Below are 17,027 nucleotides of genomic sequence, written 5' to 3' on the forward strand. Positions count from 1 at the left end.
ATTATAGCCGAAGACCCGCAGTTTCGGGCAGGCCCGCCAGGATGTTGAGGTTCTGCACCGCTGCGCCCGCCGCGCCCTTGCCCAGATTGTCCAGCGCCGCCACCAGTCGCGCCTGACCGCTGTCGGCATTGCCGAACAGGAACAGGGCCAGCCGATCGGTCGCGCCGACATGCTCAATCTCGATCTGACCCATGGCCGCGCTGTCGTCCAGCGAAGCCACCGACACGATCGGCGATCCGGCATAGGCTTGCGCCAGCACTGCGTGAACATCGCCCAGTGCCGGCACACCCGGCATCGCGCGCAATTGCAGCGGCACTTCGACCACCATGCCGCGATAGGCGCTGGCGACGGCAGGGGCGAACAGCGGCGGATGCAGGAGGCCCGAATAGCGGGTCATTTCCGGCACATGCTTATGCCCCAGACCAAGTCCATAACCACGGAATGCGGTGGGCGTACCGGCCGCTCCTTCATATTCCGCGATCATCGATTTCCCACCGCCGGAATAGCCCGACGCGCCCGACACGGTGACAGGCCAGTCGGCAGGAATCAGTCCAGCCAGGACCAACGGCCGCACCAGAGCGAGGAAACCGGTAGGCCAGCAGCCCGGATTGGCGACGAACCGGCTGTTGGCCAGCAGTTCGCGATGGCCAGGTTCCAGCTCGGGAAAACCATAGGTCCACCCATCGGCAACGCGATGCGCGGTCGATGCATCGATCACACGCGTATGGTCATTGTCGATCATGGCGACCGCTTCGCGCGCCGCGTCATCGGGCAGGCACAGAATCACGATATCCGCCGCGTTCAGCGCATCGCGCCGGGCTGCGGCGTCCTTACGACTTTGTTCCGGTATCGTAATAAGCGACAATTCGGGCCGTCCGGCGATTCGGTCGCCAATCTCTATGCCCGTCGTGCCCACGCCGCCATCGATGAATACTGTGGTGCTCACTCGATAATTCTCCGCCGTGCGACGATGGGCTGCGCATGGTCTTTCGTTAATCGCGCGACGACATCGGCCAAGGGTTCTGCGACGACCGCCATCCAGTGCGCGTTGGCATGTAGCAACGTCTCGCCATCGCTCATGATACCGACATGGCCGGGAAAGAAGATAAGGTCGCCCCGGCGCGATGCGACCTCGCTGTCAATCGGATTGCCGATTCCTTCGCATTGCAGATCGGTGTCGCGCGGCACGGACATTCCGTTCTGGCCAAGCGCGACCTGCACCAGTCCCGAACAATCGATGCCACGATAGCCGCGTCCGCCCCATACATAGGGCTGGCCGATATAGCGTTCTGCCACAGTGACCCAGTCGGGGGCTTTGTCATCGATCCCCTCAGCATGGCGGGCGTGGATATAGCCCTCCGCGCAAGCGACGAATGCGCCTTCCGCTTCGCCGGAAAACAGCGCGCCGACCGGCCAGTAATCGAGGATCGACGCCTTGATGTCGGGCGCGCTGAACAAAGGTGCGTTGATGGCGGTGACGCGGTGGCTGGGCGTTTCCAATATGTCGAGTGCATCGCGGCGGATGTAGCCGACATAGCCGTCATGGCCGCAAAAGCCCCATGCCCAATCTGTCATGACATCCAGCGCATGAAAGGTTTCGCCGCGCAGCAATTCGCTGACCGCTTCGGCCGTTACCATGGGGGACGAGAGGATGGGGCTGCCACCTGCGACGCAGGTCAGTGGAACGGCGCGGGCATAATGGGCCGAAAACAATGTGCCTGCCAAAGAGAGATCGGCCAGATCGCCACGCGCGGCGTGTATCCGGTGGTCGAGCGCAGTGGAGCGGCCATCCAGCCGAAACCGGGTCCGTTCAGGCGGTGCGTTCCGTGGTGGGGTGTTCGTGCCTTTCATCGCGCGCGGTTCCTGCGATGAAATGGTGAAAGGCGTCAAGGAATTCCGCGCCTTTTGATGTCCGCGTTATAAAAATATTGCGCCGGTCGGTCACATCACGTTCCCGCCGCAGGTATCCCAGCGCCGACAATTTGTTGAGCGCGCGGGTGATAACCGGTTTGGAAACATGCAATATCTCGGCAAGGCCGCGCACCGTATGCGGCCCTGAACCAATATAAACGGTCATCATCAGCGCCATCTGCCGATTGGTCAGATCAGGCTTACCCGATCGCACATAATCCACCAGCGTGCGCATCCAGTGGCTGAGTGGGCGAACGCCGGGGCGTTCGATTTCGAGCGATGAGTTGGGTGCGGCGTGAGCGTTCATGTCGGCTTAACGCATCGTGGCCAATCCGGTTGCGTAACGGCCATCGACAATATTGCGCTTATGGGACGAGGCGAGGGGAAGCACGTCAGTGGCGCGGGTAGCGTTGCTGCAACAGGCGGAAGGCAGCGCGCAGGCCAAGCGCTTCGCCGCCCTTGGGACGGCCCGGTTTGGACGCAGGGCGCCAGGCGAAGGTGTCGAGGTGGAGCCAGGGCGTATCGTCCGGCACGAACCGTTTGAGGAACAGGGCGGCGGTGATTGCGCCGGCAAAGCCGCCTTCGCCCGCATTGTTGATATCGGCTATGTCGGATTTGAGCATGTCGGCATAGCCGTCCCACAGCGGCAGTCGCCATGTCGGATCGTCCACGGCGTCCCCGGCCGCTGCCATATCTGCGGCCAGCGCGTCATCGTTGGCGAACAGGGCGGGCAGGTCCGGTCCGACCGCAACGCGCGCCGCGCCGGTCAGGGTGGCGAAGTCGATCAACAGTTCGGGCTTTTCCTCTCCGGCTCGTGTCAGCGCGTCGCCCAGCACCAGCCGCCCTTCGGCATCGGTATTGCCGATCTCGACGCTCAGCCCCCGGCGCGATCGCAATATGTCGCCGGGGCGGAAGGCATTGCCCGCAATCGCATTTTCAGCAGCCGGGATCAGCAGGTGCAGCCGAACGGGCAGGCGCGCACCCATGATCAGTTGCGCTAGCGCCAACGCATGGGCCGCGCCGCCCATGTCTTTCTTCATCAGGCGCATGCCAGACGAGGGTTTGATGTCGAGACCGCCACTGTCGAAACAGATACCCTTGCCTACGATCGCGATGCGGGGGGCGGCAGGATCGCCCCAGGTGAGTTCGATGAGGCGCGGGGCGAAGGCCTTGTCCGCAGCTTTGCCGACTGCATGGATCATGGGATAGCCCTGCTCCAGCACATCGCCGCGCGTGACTTCGACATGGGCGTCGAAGCTATCGGCGACCTGCCGCGTGGCTGCTTCCAGTTCGGCGGGGCCAAGGTCGGCGGCGGGGGTGTTGACGAGATCGCGGACCAGCGCGACCGCCTGCGCCAGACGCACGCTGTCGTCGATATGGGCGATGTCGCGGCTCAGCAGGATGCGCCGACCAACGGGGTTCTCGTCCTTGCGGTAGCGGTCGAAGCGATATTGGGCGGTCAGCCAACCGAGCGCCGCTGCGCCGGGGATGCCTTCGTGCAGGCGATAGGTGCCTTCGGGCAAGGATTCGGCCAGTTTGGCCAGGCACCAGCTGGTCAGCGCTGCCTTTTTCGCGACACCGGCCACGATGGTCCAGTCTTCGCCCGTGCCGCCGGGCAGGATGGCATATTCCATCGGCTTTGCGTGGAATTTATGGGCGGTGACGATGCCGCGCACGGCGTCGGATTGCGCCAGAAACCAGCCGTCGAAATCGGCGCTTTCGAGCAGGTGGATCGAACGGGCGGGCTGGTTGTTGTCTGGTTTGAGCAGGTCGGCATATTGGGTCATAGCCGGGATGTAGGTGAAAGGCCGGGGCGAAGGGAAGGGCAAAGTTCGTCGCTTCCCACGCACGTCTGGCCCGGTGCGTATTTGCCCAAAGCATCGGCCTGGCCTAGCCTGACGCCCATAAAGTAATGAGGAGAGATAAGATGGTTCATCAGGATGATCGCGGCATTCAGGCCGCGCGCGCCCGTGCCTATGCGCTGGCGGAAACCGGTCGGTTCGACAATCTCAATTCCGTGAAGAACGCGCTGGTCGCCGAAGGCTGGTCCAACGCGGGCGCGGCGCTGGACAGCGAATATGCGCGCAGTGCGATCGGGGAGCGCTGCCGCGCTGCGCAGGCCCACTGACCCGGGTGCGTCACATCATGCTCATGACGGCCGTGTTGGCCGTTGCCGCCTGCAAGGCTTCGCCTGACGCGCAGAATAGCCAGAGCGACAATGCGTCGGCCCGGCGGTTCGTGGAGAAGATGGCAGGGGCGCAGCCAGTCGCTGCGCCGCCTGCCAAGCCGTTTGCGCGCAAGGAAGCGGACGGGCTGCTGGAATTTGCCTATGCCTATCCGGCGCAGGCCGCCGCCATTCCCAAGCTGGTCGCCAAGTTCGAGAAGGACATGGAGATGACGCGGGCCGATGCGTTGAAGATGGCAAAGGACGATCGCGATTCCGCCAAGACGTCAGGCTTTCCCTATCACACCCATAGTCTGGAAACGGAATGGACCGTCGCAGGGGACACGCCGCGCTTCCTGTCGCTTCAGGCGCAGACCTATGTGTTCACGGGCGGGGCGCATGGCATGACGGCTTATGAGGCTTTGCTATGGGACAAGGCGCGTTTGCAGGAGACGAGCGTCAAGACGATCATGACGAGCGAGGCGGCCTTTGCCGAGGCCATTCGCGCCCGATTCTGTAAGGCTCTGGACAAGGAGCGGGCCGAGAAGCGCGGTGCGCCGGTCGTTCGGGGCAACGATGAATTTACCCAGTGCATCGACCCGATGAAGGAAGTGGTGGCGCTGACGTCGAAGGATGGCAAGGCGATCGACGGCGTTACCGTCATCGTTGGGCCTTATAGTGCCGGACCTTATGCCGAGGGTAGTTACGAGATCGCCCTGCCGGTCGATGCCGCGATGTTAAGCGCCATCAAGACCGACTACAGGGATGCATTCGTCAAGCCGTAAGGCGCGTCAGGCGGGGACGCCGTAGAGGTCGTGGTCGTCGGCGTCTTCGATGACGACGTCGATGATATCGCCCGCTTTGCGGCCTTCGCCCACGTCGCGCAGGAAGACGTTGCCGTCGATTTCGGGGGCGTCGGCCTGGCTGCGCGCGGTGGAACCGATGGAGCCGTCTTCCTCGTCGCGGTCGCCCACTTCGTCGATAATGACGGGCAGGGTGCGGCCGACCTTGGCGGCAAGTTTCGCCGCGCTGATCGCGGCGGTCTTTTCCATGATCCGCTGGTAGCGTTCTTCCTTGACCTCTTCAGGCACTGCGCCGTCGAGCAGGTTGGCGGCGGCCCCTTCGACCGGTTCGAAGCGGAAGGCGCCGACGCGGTCGAGTTGTGCTTCGTCGAGCCAGTCGAGCAGATATTGAAAGTCCGCTTCGGTTTCACCGGGGAAGCCGACGACGAAGGTCGAGCGGATCGTGATGTCGGGGCAGATGGCGCGCCATTTATGGACGCGGTCGAGCACCTTGGCTTCGTTGGCCGGGCGCTTCATTGCTTTCAGGACGCTGGGCGCGGCGTGCTGGAACGGGATGTCGAGATAGGGGGTCAGCAGGCCGTCGGCCATCAGCGGGATGACATGATCGACGTGGGGATAGGGATAGACATAGTGCAGGCGCACCCATGGGGCGATGCCTTCGGCCGTGCGCAGGCCGCCCAGTTCGCGGGCCATGTCAGTCATGTGGGCGCGCACGTCGCGGCCCTTCCACTGGCGCGATTCGTGGCGGGTGTCGACGCCATAGGCCGAGGTATCCTGGCTGATGACCAGCAGTTCTTTCGTGCCTGCCGACACCAGCTTTTCCGCTTCGCGCAGCACGGCGTCGATGCGGCGGCTGACCAGATCGCCCCGGATCGAGGGGATGATGCAGAAGGAGCAGCGATGGTTGCAGCCTTCGGAAATCTTCAGATAGCTGTAGTGACGCGGGGTCAGTTTCAGGCCGCCTTCGGGGACCAGATCGACAAAGGCGTTGGGGACGGGCGGCGAGGCGTCGTGGACGGCGTTGACGACCTGCTCATATTGATGCGCGCCCGTGACGGCCAGCACTTGCGGGAAGCGGGCGCGGATCATTTCCGCTTCGTTCCCCATGCAGCCAGTGACGATGACGCGGCCATTTTCGGCGATCGCTTCGCCGATGGCTTCGAGCGATTCTTCCTTGGCCGAATCGAGGAAGCCGCAGGTGTTGACCAGCACGACATCGGCGCCGGCATAGTCGGCGGACATCTGATAGCCATCGGAGCGCAGCTTGGTGAGGATGCGTTCGCTGTCGACCAGCGCTTTGGGACAGCCGAGCGATACCATGCCGATCTTCGGCGCTTGCGGAAATTTGGTTGCCATGATCGCCGGGCACATAGGGATTTTTGCGGCCAATGTCACGCGTCGTCCAATCAGGCGCGATCAGGTGGTTCTCCGCTCGTGTCGCTTTCCACGATTTCGATGATGAGGTCGCCGCTTTGCAGTTTTTGCGCGCCGTCCTCCCAGAAGCCGATCGGGCGCTCGTCGCGGTAGATGCGCACGCCAAGGCCGGTGGTGATGGCCGACAGCGGCTGGCCGATTTCCTGAGTGAGGACCAGACGTTCCTGCAATTTTACGCGACCACCGGAGGCCGCCAGATCGGACATATAATCGGCGATGTGGCGGCCGCTAGTGCTGCCCGCCAGCAGGAGGCCTGCGAAGCTGACGGGGTTGATGACGGTGGTGGCGCCTGCCTGTCGCGCGGGGAGTTCATTGTCTTCGTTGCGCACGACGATGCTGATCGGCAGGCGGGGGGCAAGGTGGCGGGCGGTCAGCGTAATGAGGATGGAGGTGTCGTCGCGCCCGGCGGACACGATCATGCTGCGGGCGCGGTGGATGGCGACGTCCTTTAACGTGCGGTCGCGGGTCGAGTCGCCGCACAGGATGTTGCAGCCCATGTCTTCGGCCAGCGAGAGCGCCTTTTCACTGCCGTCGATGACGACGATTTCGCGAGGGTCGGTGCCACGGGCGAGGAGTTCGCTGACCGCTTCCTGACCGCTGGTGCCAAAGCCGGTGACGATGATGTGATTGTGCAGATCCGCCTGTATTCGTGCCATACGCCACCTGTAGAGGATGTTGCGGAAAAAAAGATTATAGGCCGTGCCAAGGAAGATGAGCCAGACGAAGAGGCGGATCGGTGTGACCAGCAGGGCTTCGAACAGGCGCGCTTCGGGGGTGACGGGGACGATGTCGCCATAGCCGACGGTCGTAACCGTTACGGTAGTGAAATAAAGCACATCGACGAAGCTGATCTGGTTATCCAGATTGTCGCGCAGGCCGTCTCGCCCGACCCAGTGGAGCAGCAGCACCAACGAGATCAGCCCGAACACCAGCACCACGCGCCAGACGAGATCGGCCCACATCGGCAAAGACGAGCGCCGTCGCAGGAAACCGGCCATGGAGTCCGAAGGGCGGGTCTGATCGATGCGCATCAGGCGGGCGGTAACTGGGTGAGCGGGTTGACCGGCACCCGGTCTTTACGCAGTTCGAAATGGAGTTTGGGCTGACTGGCGTAGCCGGTGTCGCCGGTCTGGCCGATGACCTGGCCCTTCGTCACTTTTTGCCCGCGCACGACGGTTACGCGGCTGGCGTGGCCATAGGCGCTGACCCAGCCGCTGCCATGGGTGAGGATGATAAGGCCGCCGAAGACAGCCACCTTGTCCCCTGCGTAAGCGACGATGCCGTCGGAGGCTGCGCGGATGGGCGTGCCGGTGGGGGCGGCGATGTCGATACCGTTGTTGCGCGCGCCGCTTTCGCCGGGGCCGAAGCGGGAGAGGATCGGGCCGCGCACGGGCCAGAGGAAATGCCCGGCGAAGGGCTTTGGCTGAGCGATGGGCATGTTGGAGGGCAAGGGGCGGGGGCGGGCGGAGGCGGTGGCGACCGGGGCGTCGTCCGCCGCCGCTGGCTGGCCACCGGTGAGCACATCGTCAATGTCGATGCGAAAGGCGGAGGCGCGCTGTTCGAGGCTGGAGCGCGCGGGCGTTGACGCATTGTCGGGCAGCAGCAGGCGCTGGCCGCGTCGCAGGGTGTAGGGCGCGGCCATGCCGTTGGCGGCGACGATACGGCCCCATGGGATGCCATAGGCGGCGGCGATGGCGATGCCCGTCTCCCCCGATGCGACGCTGTGATAGCGGCCGCCGGGGATGGCGAGGCTTTGGCCTGCGCGCAGGGCGTAGGGCGGGGTGAGGGCGTTGGCGCGAGCGATGGCGTCCGACCCTGCGCCAGTGCGGTTGCCGATGCCGCCCAGCGTCTCACCGGGCTGGACGACATAGCGGGCGGGAGCGACGGTGCGGGCGTTGGCGACAACCTGCTGCGCGGTCCAGACCGGTTCGGCTTCGGCCAGCGACACGCCCGATGCATCAGTGTCGAGCCGGGGCGACGGGGCGGGTGTGGGCGCGGCTGGGTAACGCTCGGCTTGGTTGGGGATGCAGGCGGTCAGCGCGAGGGGCATCAGGGGCAGGGCCAGCAGGAGGGACGGGCGCGTCATGCGTCCGGTCTATCGCAACGCGCGCCGATTGCCATCCCCTGACGCTGCGCCGATCGTCAGGACGCGAAGGCGGCGGCGGTGGTGGCCAGAGCGCTGTCCTGCGTCAGGTCGTAATGGAGCGGCGTGACGGTGACATAGCCCTGTGCGATGGCGGCCAGATCGCTGCCGTCCGGCACGGCGTCGCTGGTGCCAAGGCCAAACCAATAATAGGGGTAGCCGCGCGGATCGACGCCGGAGATGATCTTTGTGCGGTCGACGTCATGAAAGCCCTGCCGCACGACGCGGATGCCCTGCACCGCTTCGGGTTCGATCGCGGGGAAATTGACGTTGAACAACATGCGCGGCGAGGGTGGCAGGTCGATCAGCGGGCGCAGCGCCCGTTCGCCCCATGCGCGGGCGACGGCGAAGGGGACGGCGTCGCCCATGCCTTCCTTGGCATAGACCTGACTGAGCGCGATCGAGCGGACGCCGGAAATGGCGCCCTCCATCGCGGCAGCGACGGTGCCGGAATAGGTGACGTCTTCGGCCAGATTTGCGCCGCGATTGACGCCGGAGAGGATGAGGTCGGGCCGGGCGTCCTGCATCAAATGGCCCATCGCCATCATCACCGCGTCGGTGGGCGTGCCAGTGACGCTGAAATGCCGGTCGCCATGTTTGTGGACGCGTAAGGGGCGAGTGAGCGTCAGGCTGTGGCCTGCGCCCGATTGCTCCTCATGCGGGGCGACGATCCAGATGTCGTCGGAGAAACAGCGGGCGATTTCCTCCAGCACCTTAAGGCCCGGTGCATGGACGCCATCATCGTTGGTGAGCAGGATACGCATAGTTAAACCACCTCCGTTCGGGCTGAGCTTGTCGAAGCCTTCGGCTTAGCGCAGCGAAGTTCGCCTCGCTGGCGCTCGGCAAAGCCCTTCGACTTCGCTCAGGGCGAACGGCTAAGCTTTTGGTGTCAGGCGCGTCACCCCACCCATATAGGGGGCGAGCGCTTCCGGCACGATGACGCTGCCGTCGGCCTGCTGGTAATTTTCCAGCACGGCGACCAATGTGCGTCCGACGGCGAGGCCAGAACCGTTGAGGGTATGGAGGAAGCGGGTCTGCTTCTCCCCCTCCGGCCTGTAGCGGGCGTTCATGCGGCGGGCCTGAAAATCGCCGCAGTTGGAGACGGAGCTGATTTCGCGATAGGTGTTCTGGCTGGGCAGCCAGACTTCCAGATCCCAAGTCTTGCGCGCGCCAAAGCCCATGTCGCCGGTGCAGAGCAGCATCTTGCGATAGGGGAGGTTGAGCGCTTGCAGGATGCCTTCGGCGGCGGCGCACATGCGGGCGTGTTCGGCCTCGGACTCCTCGGGCGTGCAGATGGCGACCAGTTCGACCTTTTCGAACTGATGCTGGCGAATGAAACCGCGCGTGTCGCGCCCGGCCGACCCGGCTTCGGAGCGGAAGCAGGGGGTGAGCGCGGTGAGGCGGACGGGTAAGCTGGCGGTGGGCACGATCTGCTGCGCGACGAGATTGGTGAGGGAGACTTCGGCGGTAGGGATGAGCCATCGCTTCGGGACAGCATCATTACTAGCTTTTATTTGCGCAGAAAGCCCAGCGACGAACAAGTCCTCTGTTATCGTGTTTGCGAACTTTCCTGCACACTCGCTTCTTATATTTGCTTGAAGCTTTGGAAGGTCCAGCGAGTATGACGTCGAAAAAAGATCTTCGGCGAATTTGGGCAATTGCCCCGTGCCAAATAGCGCCTCGTCCTTTACCAGCAGCGGCGGGTTGGTTTCTTCATAGCCATTTTCGCCGGACTGGGTGTCCAGCATATATTGGGCCAGCGCCCGGTGGAGGCGGGCCATGGGGCCGCGCAGGGCGGTGAAGCGGGCACCGGACAAGGCCACGCCAGCTTCGAAGTCGAGGCCCAGCGCTGGGCCGAATTCCGCATGGTCCTGTGGGGTAAAATCGAAGCTGCGTCGTGTTCCCCAGCGGCTGACTTCGACGTTCGCGTCTTCGTCCATCCCTTCCGGCACATCGTCGGCGGGCAGGTTGGGGATGGCGGCGAGCATGGCGGTCAGCGCGTCGCCTATCTCGCGATCCTGCGCTTCCAGTGCTGGCGTGGTTTCCTTGAGCGCGGCGACTTCGGCTTTGAGCGCTTCGGCTTTGGCCATGTCCTTGGCGGCCATTGCCTGACCGATCAGTTTGCTCGCTTCATTGCGGCGGGCCTGCCCCGTTTGCAACTCGGTCTTGATCGCGCGGCTTTGTTCATCGAGCGCAAGGATCTCGCCGGAGAGGGGAGGCAGGCCGCGACGGGCAAGGCCTGCGTCGAAAGCGGCGGGGTTTTCGCGGATGAAGCGGATGTCATGCATGGGGCGGTTCTATGCCGCCGTGCGACGGGCCGCGCAACCCTGTGCGCTGCTGGATCGTTGGTCGATTATCTTTCAGAAACGAAAGAATGGCAAAAACGAAAAGGATGGATGCGATGCAAATCGATCATGACGCGGTGGTGCTGGTGGCCGATGGCCGCAAGATGCTGTTCTTCCGCAACAAGGGGGATGCGACTCATCCCAATCTGGAAACTGAAACGGTCAAGATGCAGGATAATCCCGCGCATCTGGACCAAGCGTCGGACAAGGCGGGGCAATCGTCATCGACTGGCACTGCATCCGGCACGATGGGCGAGAACGACTATCATGTGCTGGAGGAGCAGCGCTTTGCGGCCGAAGCGGCGGATATGTTGAAGCGCGGGGCGCTGGCCAATGATTATGAGAAGCTGATTATCGTCGCGTCGCCCAATACGCTGGGAGAGATGCGCAAACATTATCACAAGGCGGTGTCGGACCGGCTGGTGGGCGAGATCGCCAAGGATCTGTCCAATCATCCGGTGCCGGAAATCGAGAAGATCATCGCGCAAAGCTGATCGGGTTTGGAGGCATGAAAAAGGGCGGCGCTGGATATCCAGCGCCGCCCTTTTTATCTGGCATTGTGATGCGAGGTCAGGCCGCCTTTTGTGCCTTGCGGTCGGCGAATTTGCGACGGGCGATGAGCGCTGCGGCGGCCGCGCCGAACAGCAGAACCATCGGCGGCGCAGGAACGTCCGTGCCGCCCGTGCTGGTCGATGTGCCGCCCGACGAGGACGACGATGTGCTCGACGAGGAGGAGGTGCTGGACGATGTGCTGGTCGAGGACGACGTGCTGGATGACGTCGAACTGGATGTGGAACTGGACGACGTCACGTTACCGCTGGAGGTGGACACGTTGCCACTGGAGGTCGAGACGCCGCTGGACGTCGAAACGTTGCCGCTGGACGTGGATACGCCGCCGGTCGATGTCGATACGCCGCCCGTCGAAGTGGACACCCCGCCGGTGGAGGTGGAAACGCCGCCCGTGGTCGAGCTGGTCGAGCTGCTGATGCCGCCGGTCGAGCTGCTGGTCGAGGAGATGATGACCGAACCGCCGCCGCCTCCCCCGCCGCTGCCGCCGAAGAATCCGCCCATGAACCCGCCGCCGCCAAAGCCGCCGCTGCCGCCCATGACGACAGGTACAGCGCCGCCGCCGCCCGACATCATCGGCATTTCAGCCATCGGTGCAGGCAGGGGGGCTGGCAAGGGAATGGGACCGGAGCGGGTGGTCACCGTCACCGTCTGCGGCGCGCAGGACGTGACCGTGCGCACCACCTTGCGCTTGACGGTGCGGGCGGCATAGCGCTTGGGCGCGGCCTTCACGCTCTTGTTGCTGTGAACCACCGCCGGCCGCGCGCTTTCGGCAACATGCACGGCGCCCCCGCCAATGATCGCTCCGCCACAAGTGCAGGCGCACAATTTAGCCAATGCCATTCGTACCGACATAGGTTCCACTCTTTTATTGTTGCCCCCCTGACCCGATGCTGGCGTTATCCAGTAACTGGCCGGTGGGAACTTCCTATGCGATAGAACGCAAAAGAAAGCGTTAACTGCAATGGCGTTAACCCCGAATGTGGGGGGCAAGTCGAGGAAAATCCGCCCTTTGCATCAAGCGATATGGTTAACGTCCCACTATGGAACGACTCCTGGCCTGTATGTAAAAGCGTGAGCTGTAAAAGCGCGGCAGGGGGGTGCGAAAAAATGGAGCGGGGCAGGCGCCCGTAAGCCCATTGCGCGCTTGTGCCTCCCTGCGCCGATGGCTATGAGGCGCGACTAATGAAAAGTCTTGGGCGGCCGGACAGTTACGTGCCGGAACCCTTCGAGTCGGAGAGCCAAATGGCATCGGTATTGAATTCCGATAAAGACGGTGAAAAGCCGCCCAAATCGACTGTGTCCCTTCCTGCGGATTATCGGCCGTCTTCAGACGAAGAGTTCATGAATCCGGTGCAGCTGGAATATTTCCGACAGCGCCTGCTGGACTGGAAGAAGCAGATATTGAGCGAGGCGGAAGGCACGCTCGCTGTCCTGCAGAACGAGCCGCTGCGCGAGCCTGACCTCAATGACCGGGCGTCGAGCGAGACCGACTGGTCGATCGAACTGCGCACCCGCGACCGGCAGCGCAAGCTGATTTCCAAGATCGAAGCGGCGCTACGCCGGATCGACGATGGCGAATATGGCTATTGCGAAGTGACGGGCGAGCCGATTTCGCTGGGTCGGCTGGAAGCACGGCCGATCGCGACGATGACGGTCGAAGCGCAGGAGCGGCATGAGCGGCAGGAAAAGATCTCCCGCGACGATTAACCTTTTTTCCATTCCCCATGGCTAGATCATGCAGCGTCACATTATAATTTGGGTCGTTGGCATGAATCATGAGCAGGATGGTAACGATCGAGGTCCGGCGCGCAATTCTCCGCGCGACAGCCTGTTTCTGTTGACCAATTTCAGCACGCCCGAAGGCGTCCCTTTGGGCAAGGCGCGGGTGCGCAACCTGTCGGCGACTGGCCTGATGGCCGATTGCGAACGGGCGGTGCCTGCAGATACAAAGGTCCAGTTCGACCTGCGCGGAATCGGCCGGGTATCGGCCAGCGTCGCGTGGGCGCGGGGGGACAAGGTCGGTGTGACCTTCGACACCCCGATCGATCCGCAACTGGCGCGCAAGCCGGTGTCGAGTGGTGCCGAGCAACCGATGATGCCTGATTATCTGCGACCGTTGGCGGGCAGATCGCCGCGTCGGTGATTGCGTTTGGGAGCCAATGATTTCAGACGATTTGGGGATTATGCAATAGCCTGTCGTAGCCAAGACGCATCTGCCTGATGCGTCGATACGGGGCTTCGACTTTGCTCAGTCCCTATTCATCGCGAACGGGCGGGAAGGACATCCTTCTTTATGCATCGAAGCGCTGGGACGGCCGGATCGACGGTCTTTCGCCATCGATCCCGACCTCTTCCCTTCAAGCGCGGATCGGCGTCAATGTTGCGCCGATATTTCTTCCTTCAACCGCAGCTTCTGCTTTTTGAGCGAAGCCACGAGAATGGCGTCGGGCATGGGCCGACTCGTCTCCGCCTTGATTCGGGCATCAAGGCCGGCATGTTTAGCTGAAAGGGCAGAGGTATGGCTACTTTCCATGACATTCTCCTTACGAGGGGTGATGGATGACGAAGTAGATCATGAAAGTTGGAGCATGTCTCGCGCAGATTCGCGCTTTGCGACGATCTGCTGGAAATTTTGCGATGGCTCGCAGCGGGCGACCCGGCTATCCATAGCGTCATGGAATTGATGGGTCGGGAAAAGGGCGCGCGATGAGCCGGGAAGACATCATGCGCCGACTGGAGTTGCTGCGCGTCGAACATCGCGATCTCGACAGCGCGATCGCTGCTCTGGCGGTCAGCGGCGGGGGCGACCAGATGCAGATCGCCCGGTTCAAGAAGCGCAAGTTGCGGCTGCGCGACGAGATAGCCCAACTCGAAGACGCGCTGGTCCCCGACATCATCGCCTGACCGCCTCACAGCCTTTTATGGTTAATGGCGCGGTAACTGATCCCGAATGGGACAGGGGCGGGCATGGTGCCGCCAATGGGCCTGACAAGATTGCGATAATGTGCAAGGCAGGGTCGATGCAAAGCGCAACCTTTCTCGATCGTGGCCTTCATCGTCGGCTGGTAGATGGCCTTTATCTGGAGGCCATGATCATGGCGGATGAAGCGCGCTCTTATTTCGATGGCGGCAGCGCGCTGGATGACGGGATTGCCGATCCATTGCGCAGGGTATCCTTTGCCTGCGAATCGCTGAAAGTCACGACGCGGCTGATGCACATCATCGCCTGGCTATTGAGCCAGCGCGCCTGGCAGCGCGGCGAAATTGGCGACGCGGATCTGGCGGACGACAAATATCGTCTGGGTCGTGCGGCAGAGACGGACACCGCGCTGTCCAACGGTTTCCCGTTCGCTGCCCGTTCGTTGATCGAGGGAAGCCAGGAACTTTATGATCGCGTCGGTCGGTTACAGGATCGCATGGACATGATGCTGTGCCCGGCGAGCGTGCCGGACGCCAACCCCGCCCGTGCTCTGCTGGATCGGTTGCACACCGCCTTTTAAGCCAGACGCACACGCTTTTACAGGCTGGCGCTATCGCCCATATTTGGTCTAAACCGTTGCGATGACCCATGGTTTGCGGACAGTATGCCGCACTTCTGGCCGCCCGCACGCCGCCCGGCTTATTCTGGCCCCGTTGCTGTTCGCCCTTCCTTGTGGCGCACAAGGGCAGACGGCTGGCCCGGCTCCATCGTCGCCCGCACCTTCGCCCACCGCAGTCACGCCCGATCCTGCCGCGCAGGTGGACCAACCGCTCGACGCGATGCCGGACATCGGGCTGGACTGGCCCGACATGGGGCAGGCCGATAGCGTGGTGCCATTGCCCGAGGATTCGGTGGATGTGCAGGCGGCCACTGCTGACAAAGCGCCCGAGACGGCCAGTCCCGACGAGGCGGTCGAGGATGTGGCGGCCTTCGCCGACACGGGGGAGGAGCGGCGCTATACAGTTAGGCTGAGCGGGATCGATGGCATTGCGGACGCGTCCTTCTCCGCGCGATTCGACCAATTGTCGGCTCTGCGTCAGGGGCAGGGCAAGTCTGCCAACCTCGCCCAGATCAACCGTCGCGTGAAAGAAGATAGCGACCTGCTCGACACGTTGTTGCGGGCCAAGGGCTATTATGCGGCGCGGATTCGGGGGGGAGTCGCGCCACCGCCCACTGGCGGTGACAAACTGGCCGTGACGTTCGTCATCGTGCCGGGGACGCAATATCTGCTCGATACGGTGGACGTTACCGGGCTTGCCGAAACCGGCGAGCGGGAGCCAAAGCTGCGTGAGGCGTTCCCGCCCAAGCCGGGCGATCCGGTCGACGCCGACGTCATATTGGCCGCACGCGACACATTGACGACAGCGCTGCTCGACAATGGCTTTCCCTTCGCCAGGGTGGACGAGCCGGAAGTGCGCATCGACCATGAGGAGCGCAAAGGCGATCTGGACATCATCGTGACGCCCGGCGGCTATCGCAGTTTCGGGGCGATCGTGATGAGCGACGACCGCCTCTTCGACGCCAGACATGTGGCGGAGATTGCCCGTTTCAAACGGGGCGACACTTATATGGCGTCGGATGTCGAGGATTTGCGCCGCGCAATCGTAGCAACCGGGTTGGTGTCCTCGGTCAGCCTGAAGCCCAGGGATGCAGGCGATGGCGAGCATGTCGATCTGGCCGTCGATCTGCGTCCTGCTCCGCTGCGCACGATCGCTGGCGAACTGGGCTATGGCACGGGTGAGGGCTATCGCGCGCAACTTAGCTGGCAGCATCGCAACCTGTTCCCGCCCGAAGGCGCGGTGACGGTGCGCGGGGTGGTGGGGACGCAGGAGCAGACCGCGTCCTTCACCTATCGCCGCAACAATTTCCACCGGCGCGACAATGTGCTGACGGGACTGGTGTCGGTCAGCAATATTCGCCGCGATGCCTATGACGCGCGGACCGTCACGCTGTCGGGCGGGCTGGAGCGGCAGACCAATATATTGTTCCAGAAGAATTGGGTATGGCGGTTCGGCGCGGAGCTGATCGCGTCGGATGAGGCGGATGCGTTTTCGGGCGGGGCGCGGCGCACGTTCCTGATAGGCGCGATCCCGCTCAGCCTGACCTACGATGGTAGCGACGATTTGCTCAATCCGACCAAGGGCTTTCGACTGGGCGGACGCCTCAGCCCGGAATTGTCGTTCCAGAACACGACGTTCGGCTATGCCAAGGTGCAGGTGGATGGCAGCCTTTATCAGCCAGTGGGCGAAAAGGTCGTGATCGCCGCTCGATCGCGGTTCGGGACGATATTGGGATCGACGGTGGACCAGATCGCGCCTTCGCGGCGTTTCTATGCGGGCGGTGGCGGGTCGGTGCGCGGCTACGGCTATCAGGCGATCGGACCGCGTTATGGCCCGGACGACAAGCCGGTGGGCGGCAAGAGCCTGGCGGAATTTTCGCTGGAGGCGCGAGTGCGTTTCGGGAATTTCGGCGTGGTGCCGTTCGTGGATGCGGGGAATATCTCCACCACTTTCCTGCCGCGCTTTCGCGACCTGCGCATCGGGACCGGGCTTGGCTTGCGCTATTACAGCAGCTTTGGCCCGATCCGTATCGACGTGGGCACGCCTGTCAATCCGCAGTCGGGCGACCCGAAGATCGCCGTCTATGTCTCCCTGGGGCAGGCATTTTGATGGACGAG

The 17,027-nt window shown here is 63.2% G+C and carries 19 protein-coding genes; 9 read left to right on the forward strand and 10 right to left on the reverse strand.

From position 1 onward, the window contains the following. Position 1 precedes the first annotated feature (1 nt). From argC to WA070_RS02865, 4 genes are all read right to left on the reverse strand, one after another. Positions 2-946 carry an N-acetyl-gamma-glutamyl-phosphate reductase gene (argC, locus tag WA070_RS02850; protein ID WP_422632656.1) on the reverse strand — a complete coding sequence of 315 codons (945 nt, stop codon included), beginning with the start codon at positions 944-946 and terminating at the stop codon, positions 2-4. Next, a complete protein-coding gene (locus WA070_RS02855; protein ID WP_422632657.1) occupies positions 943-1,851 on the reverse strand; it encodes a C40 family peptidase in 909 nt (302 codons plus the stop codon). Before WA070_RS02855 ends, argC begins: the two co-directional genes overlap by 4 nt. Next, positions 1,811-2,218, reverse strand: coding sequence for a MarR family winged helix-turn-helix transcriptional regulator (locus WA070_RS02860; RefSeq protein ID WP_422632658.1), 408 nt, complete (start codon positions 2,216-2,218; stop codon positions 1,811-1,813). Before WA070_RS02860 ends, WA070_RS02855 begins: the two co-directional genes overlap by 41 nt. An 85-nt stretch (positions 2,219-2,303) precedes the next feature. Next, a complete protein-coding gene (locus WA070_RS02865) occupies positions 2,304-3,698 on the reverse strand; it encodes a leucyl aminopeptidase family protein (protein WP_422632659.1) in 1,395 nt (464 codons plus the stop codon). A gap of 140 nt (positions 3,699-3,838) precedes the next feature. Here WA070_RS02865 and WA070_RS02870 point away from each other — a divergent pair, with 140 nt between their 5' ends. Together WA070_RS02870 and WA070_RS02875 are read left to right on the forward strand one after the other, a co-directional pair. After that, on the forward strand, positions 3,839-4,039 hold the full coding sequence (locus WA070_RS02870; RefSeq protein ID WP_422632660.1) for a hypothetical protein: 201 nt from the start codon (positions 3,839-3,841) through the stop codon (positions 4,037-4,039). 17 nt (positions 4,040-4,056) lie between these two features. Further along, positions 4,057-4,860, forward strand: coding sequence for a DUF4163 domain-containing protein (locus tag WA070_RS02875; RefSeq protein WP_422632661.1), 804 nt, complete (start codon positions 4,057-4,059; stop codon positions 4,858-4,860). 6 nt (positions 4,861-4,866) lie between these two features. Here WA070_RS02875 and rimO read toward each other — a convergent pair whose 3' ends face one another. The 5 genes from rimO to serS all read right to left on the reverse strand — a co-directional run bounded on the left by rimO (position 4,867) and on the right by serS (position 10,743). After that, positions 4,867-6,249 (reverse strand): 30S ribosomal protein S12 methylthiotransferase RimO, encoded by a 1,383-nt coding sequence (gene rimO / locus WA070_RS02880; protein ID WP_422632702.1) that lies wholly within the window; start codon positions 6,247-6,249, stop codon positions 4,867-4,869. Positions 6,250-6,284: 35 nt separating this feature from the next. After that, on the reverse strand, positions 6,285-7,343 hold the full coding sequence (locus WA070_RS02885) for a potassium channel family protein (protein WP_422632662.1): 1,059 nt from the start codon (positions 7,341-7,343) through the stop codon (positions 6,285-6,287). Then, positions 7,343-8,398 (reverse strand): peptidoglycan DD-metalloendopeptidase family protein, encoded by a 1,056-nt coding sequence (locus WA070_RS02890; RefSeq protein ID WP_422632663.1) that lies wholly within the window; start codon positions 8,396-8,398, stop codon positions 7,343-7,345. The genes WA070_RS02885 and WA070_RS02890 overlap by 1 nt, the downstream gene beginning before the upstream one ends. Positions 8,399-8,454: 56 nt before the next feature. After that, positions 8,455-9,219, reverse strand: coding sequence for a 5'/3'-nucleotidase SurE (surE, locus tag WA070_RS02895; protein WP_422632664.1), 765 nt, complete (start codon positions 9,217-9,219; stop codon positions 8,455-8,457). 111 nt (positions 9,220-9,330) lie between these two features. After that, positions 9,331-10,743, reverse strand: a complete 1,413-nt coding sequence (gene serS / locus WA070_RS02900) for a serine--tRNA ligase (RefSeq protein ID WP_422632665.1) — start codon at positions 10,741-10,743, stop codon at positions 9,331-9,333. Between the two features lie 113 nt (positions 10,744-10,856). Between serS and WA070_RS02905 the strand changes: the two genes are divergently transcribed. The 4 genes from WA070_RS02905 (at position 10,857) to WA070_RS02920 (ending at position 13,513) form a co-directional block, all read left to right on the forward strand. After that, positions 10,857-11,294 carry a host attachment family protein gene (locus WA070_RS02905; RefSeq protein WP_422632666.1) on the forward strand — a complete coding sequence of 146 codons (438 nt, stop codon included), beginning with the start codon at positions 10,857-10,859 and terminating at the stop codon, positions 11,292-11,294. 68 nt (positions 11,295-11,362) lie between these two features. After that, entirely contained in the window at positions 11,363-12,079 is a 717-nt protein-coding gene (locus WA070_RS02910; RefSeq protein ID WP_422632667.1) for a hypothetical protein, read from the forward strand. Between the two features lie 533 nt (positions 12,080-12,612). Beyond that, complete coding sequence (dksA, locus tag WA070_RS02915; protein ID WP_422632668.1) at positions 12,613-13,077, forward strand: RNA polymerase-binding protein DksA; 465 nt, start codon at positions 12,613-12,615, stop codon at positions 13,075-13,077. A gap of 61 nt (positions 13,078-13,138) precedes the next feature. After that, positions 13,139-13,513, forward strand: coding sequence for a PilZ domain-containing protein (locus tag WA070_RS02920; protein WP_422632669.1), 375 nt, complete (start codon positions 13,139-13,141; stop codon positions 13,511-13,513). Positions 13,514-13,744: 231 nt separating this feature from the next. Here the strand turns inward: WA070_RS02920 and WA070_RS02925 are convergent, their stop codons facing one another. Then, positions 13,745-13,903: a YdcH family protein gene (locus WA070_RS02925; RefSeq protein ID WP_422632670.1), complete on the reverse strand. Its 159-nt coding sequence runs from the start codon at positions 13,901-13,903 to the stop codon at positions 13,745-13,747. 173 nt (positions 13,904-14,076) lie between these two features. On the opposite strand from WA070_RS02925, the gene WA070_RS02930 reads away from it, so the two are divergent. From WA070_RS02930 to WA070_RS02940, 3 genes are all read left to right on the forward strand, one after another. Further along, complete coding sequence (locus WA070_RS02930) at positions 14,077-14,274, forward strand: YdcH family protein (protein WP_422632671.1); 198 nt, start codon at positions 14,077-14,079, stop codon at positions 14,272-14,274. A gap of 116 nt (positions 14,275-14,390) precedes the next feature. Continuing rightward, on the forward strand, positions 14,391-14,870 hold the full coding sequence (locus WA070_RS02935) for a DUF1465 family protein (RefSeq protein ID WP_422632672.1): 480 nt from the start codon (positions 14,391-14,393) through the stop codon (positions 14,868-14,870). 61 nt (positions 14,871-14,931) lie between these two features. Beyond that, positions 14,932-17,019: an autotransporter assembly complex protein TamA gene (locus WA070_RS02940; RefSeq protein WP_422632673.1), complete on the forward strand. Its 2,088-nt coding sequence runs from the start codon at positions 14,932-14,934 to the stop codon at positions 17,017-17,019. The last annotated feature ends 8 nt before the right edge of the window (positions 17,020-17,027 follow it).

It is taken from the genome of Sphingobium sp. (assembly GCF_049304695.1).
Classification (GTDB): Bacteria; Pseudomonadota; Alphaproteobacteria; order Sphingomonadales; family Sphingomonadaceae; genus Sphingobium.

Coding starts and splice junctions, on each gene's coding strand:
- rimO (WP_422632702.1), bottom strand. CDS start 6,249: ATGTGCCCGGCGATCATGGCAACCAAATTTCCGCAAGCGCCGAAGATC.
- serS (WP_422632665.1), bottom strand. CDS start 10,743: ATGCATGACATCCGCTTCATCCGCGAAAACCCCGCCGCTTTCGACGCA.
- WA070_RS02940 (WP_422632673.1), top strand. CDS start 14,932: ATGACCCATGGTTTGCGGACAGTATGCCGCACTTCTGGCCGCCCGCAC.
- surE (WP_422632664.1), bottom strand. CDS start 9,219: ATGCGTATCCTGCTCACCAACGATGATGGCGTCCATGCACCGGGCCTT.
- WA070_RS02855 (WP_422632657.1), bottom strand. CDS start 1,851: ATGAAAGGCACGAACACCCCACCACGGAACGCACCGCCTGAACGGACC.
- WA070_RS02870 (WP_422632660.1), top strand. CDS start 3,839: ATGGTTCATCAGGATGATCGCGGCATTCAGGCCGCGCGCGCCCGTGCC.
- WA070_RS02885 (WP_422632662.1), bottom strand. CDS start 7,343: ATGCGCATCGATCAGACCCGCCCTTCGGACTCCATGGCCGGTTTCCTG.
- WA070_RS02865 (WP_422632659.1), bottom strand. CDS start 3,698: ATGACCCAATATGCCGACCTGCTCAAACCAGACAACAACCAGCCCGCC.
- WA070_RS02935 (WP_422632672.1), top strand. CDS start 14,391: ATGCAAAGCGCAACCTTTCTCGATCGTGGCCTTCATCGTCGGCTGGTA.
- dksA (WP_422632668.1), top strand. CDS start 12,613: ATGGCATCGGTATTGAATTCCGATAAAGACGGTGAAAAGCCGCCCAAA.
- WA070_RS02890 (WP_422632663.1), bottom strand. CDS start 8,398: ATGACGCGCCCGTCCCTCCTGCTGGCCCTGCCCCTGATGCCCCTCGCG.
- WA070_RS02930 (WP_422632671.1), top strand. CDS start 14,077: ATGAGCCGGGAAGACATCATGCGCCGACTGGAGTTGCTGCGCGTCGAA.
- WA070_RS02875 (WP_422632661.1), top strand. CDS start 4,057: ATGCTCATGACGGCCGTGTTGGCCGTTGCCGCCTGCAAGGCTTCGCCT.
- WA070_RS02910 (WP_422632667.1), top strand. CDS start 11,363: ATGCGAGGTCAGGCCGCCTTTTGTGCCTTGCGGTCGGCGAATTTGCGA.
- WA070_RS02905 (WP_422632666.1), top strand. CDS start 10,857: ATGCAAATCGATCATGACGCGGTGGTGCTGGTGGCCGATGGCCGCAAG.
- WA070_RS02920 (WP_422632669.1), top strand. CDS start 13,139: ATGAATCATGAGCAGGATGGTAACGATCGAGGTCCGGCGCGCAATTCT.
- WA070_RS02925 (WP_422632670.1), bottom strand. CDS start 13,903: ATGGAAAGTAGCCATACCTCTGCCCTTTCAGCTAAACATGCCGGCCTT.
- WA070_RS02860 (WP_422632658.1), bottom strand. CDS start 2,218: ATGAACGCTCACGCCGCACCCAACTCATCGCTCGAAATCGAACGCCCC.